This is a genomic window from Kitasatospora sp. NPDC093558, from assembly GCF_040683475.1.
Lineage (GTDB): Bacteria > Actinomycetota > Actinomycetes > Streptomycetales > Streptomycetaceae > Kitasatospora.
In genome coordinates, this window is sequence record NZ_JBFBDY010000798.1 from 1 (window position 1) to 2567 (window position 2567).

At 74.0% G+C, this 2567-nt stretch carries 3 protein-coding genes; 1 reads left to right on the top strand and 2 read right to left on the bottom strand.

The window, feature by feature from the left end; all coding sequences use genetic code 11:
- Positions 1–1159, top strand: a 1159-nt coding sequence (locus AB0O00_RS35345) for an MFS transporter (protein WP_363658803.1), incomplete at its 5' end; no start/stop codon positions are given.
- A gap of 36 nt (positions 1160–1195) precedes the next feature.
- On the opposite strand, the gene AB0O00_RS35350 is transcribed toward AB0O00_RS35345, so the two are convergent.
- Both AB0O00_RS35350 and AB0O00_RS35355 read right to left on the bottom strand, forming a co-directional pair.
- Positions 1196–1951, bottom strand: a complete 756-nt coding sequence (locus tag AB0O00_RS35350) for an alpha/beta fold hydrolase (protein ID WP_363658804.1) — start codon at positions 1949–1951, stop codon at positions 1196–1198.
- Positions 1952–1962: 11 nt separating this feature from the next.
- A partial coding sequence (locus tag AB0O00_RS35355) for an ATP-binding cassette domain-containing protein (RefSeq protein ID WP_363658805.1) occupies positions 1963–2567 on the bottom strand: 605 nt, incomplete at its 5' end.

The window sequence follows — 2567 nt, forward strand, 5'->3', positions numbered from 1 at the left end:
CGAGGGCGCCCCGGCCCGCTCCCGCACCACGGCCATCGGGCTGTTCACAGCCGGCGGAGCCGTCTCGGCGGCGCTCGGCCCCCTGGTGGGCGGCTCGATCGTCGAGTGGCTGAGCTGGCCGTTCCTGTTCGCGGTCAACGTGCCGATCGGACTGCTCATCCTGGTCGGCGCCGCCCGCAAGGTGCCGGAGAGCGTGGCCACCGACGGACCCGCCCGGATCGACTACGCCGGGGCTGTGCTGGCCGTGCTGGCGCTGTTCGCCCTCAACTACGGCCTGCTGGCCGGATCCGAGAAGGAGTGGTCGGCACCGGACGTGCTCACCGCTCTGATCGCGGGCGGTGTGCTGGCGGTGGCGTTCGCCGCCGCGCAGTGGCGACTGGGCCCGGACGCGATGCTGGACCTGCGACTGTTCGCCATCCCCACCTTCAGCGGCGCGGTGCTGCTCAGCTTCGCCGCCCGCATCTTCAGCTTCGGGCTGCTGCCGTTCCTGACCCTCTGGCTGGGCGGCATGCTGGAGCTCAGCCCGTTCCGGATCGGCCTGGTGCTGCTCGCACAGTCCGTCGCCCTGGTGATCGCGGCGCCGCTGAGCGGCCTGCTGACCAAGGTGATGCCGGTCGCCGGGGTGCTCGCGCTCGGCATGGCCGTGGTCGGCGTCGGCATGTTCCTGGCCGTCGGGACCGGCCCGCACGACGGCTGGTCGGCCGTCCTGCCCGCGCTGCTCCTGCTCGGTGCGGGAGCGGGTCTGACCCTCCCCCACCTCCTGGCGCTGGCCGTGGGCGTGGTCCCGGCCTCCCGGGCGGGCACCGCCTCGGGCGCGGCCAACAGCTTCTTCCCGCTGGGTACCGCAACCGGCGTCGCCGCCTTCGGCGTCGTGCTCAGCCACAAGGTCGGCGCGGTGATGTCCGGCGCCGCGCTCGACCGGCTCGGCCTCCCGCCGGGCGACGCGGAACACCTGCGCAAGCTCGTCACGGCCGGGCAGTTCGACGCCCTCGCCACGGCCACTCCGGCCGCCACCCGCAGCCAGGTCGTGGACCTCGCGCACACCGCCTACACCGGCGCGCTGTCGACGATCTTCCTGATCGCCGGCATGGCCGCGCTGGTCGCGGCGGCCGCAAGCCTCCTGCTGGTCCGCGAGCGGGACAACCTCGATACCGCGTAAGACGGCTCGGCTCGCACCACGGCCTCCCACCGCGTGTCAGAGGGAGGCCGTGGTGTACTCGGCGATCCGTCGACACACCGCGCTCACGACCTCCTGGGGGCGGTCCGACAGGTAGAAGTGCCCGCCGGAGAAGGTCAGACGCTGGAAGGAGCCGGAGGTCCACTGCCGCCAGCCGTCGGCCTCCTCGGCCGTGAGCTCGGTGTCGTCCGCGCCGACCAGGGCGGTCACTGGGCACGGCAGGAGGCCGTCCGGGCGGGCCGGGTAGGTCTCGATGAGCCGGTAGTCGTCCCGGACCGCAGGGAGGACCAGCCGCCGGAGTTCGGGCATGGACAGCAGGGCGGCGTCGGTGCCGCCGAGGCGGACGAGTTCGGCGCAGAGCGCGTCGTCGTCGAGCAGATGCGTGGTGCCGCCGCGGTGGAACTGCGGTGCCTCGCGGGCCGAGACGAACAGGTGGACGGGCGGGCGATGGCCCTGCCGGACCAGCTGGAGGGCGAGTTCATGGCCGACCGTCGCTCCCATGCTGTGCCCGAAGACCGCCCAGGGCCGGTCCAGCAGCGGTGACAGCGCGGCACCGAGCCCGCCCACCAGCGTCGCGAGGTCGGCCGGGAGCGGATCGTCCAGGCGGTCCTCGCGACCCGGCGGGCAGACGAGCAGGAGCTCCACCTCCGGCGGGAGCAGGGCGGCCCACGCACGGTAGAGGCCCGGTGAGCCGCCGGCGTGCGGCAGGCAGACCAGCCGGACGGCGGCGTTCGGACGGAGCTGGGGACGGCGCAGCCAAGCCGTGGAAGTCATGGGGAAAGTCCTCAGGGTCGATCGGTGATCCCGGCCGGTGCGACCACGCTGGTCGGCAACGTGGCCACGGCGGCGAGAAGTTCACGGGTGAGCGGATCGGCGGGCGCGGTGAGCAGCCGCTCGGCGGGGCCACTCTCCCTGATCCGGCCGTCGGCGAGCACCGCGAGGGAGCCGCCCAGCCGTGCGGGCACGGTGAGGTCGTGGGTGACGACGACCAGGGCGACGCCCAGCTCGCGCCGGAGCTCGGCCAGCAGGGAGATCACGGTGTGGGCGGTCGGCGCGTCCAGCGCGCTGGTCACCTCGTCACACAGCAGTACCGCCGGTTCTGCGGCCAACGCCCTCGCCAGGGCGACCCGCTGGCGCTGCCCTCCGGAGAGCTGCGCCGGTCGGCGTCCCGCGTGCTCGGGTGCCAGTCCCACCCGTTCGAGCAGCCGGTCCACCTCGCGGCGCACCTGCGCCGCGTCCAGTTCGGGACGGAAGCGGCCGAGCGGGCGGGCGACGATCCGGCCGACGCTGTGGCGGGGGTTCAGCGAGGAGTACGGGTCCTGCGGCACGAGTTGCAGTCGGCGCAGCTGTTCCGGGGAGCGCCCGTGCAACCCGTGGCCGGTCTCCTCGT

Coding starts and splice junctions, on each gene's coding strand:
- AB0O00_RS35350 (WP_363658804.1), bottom strand. CDS start 1,951: ATGACTTCCACGGCTTGGCTGCGCCGTCCCCAGCTCCGTCCGAACGCC.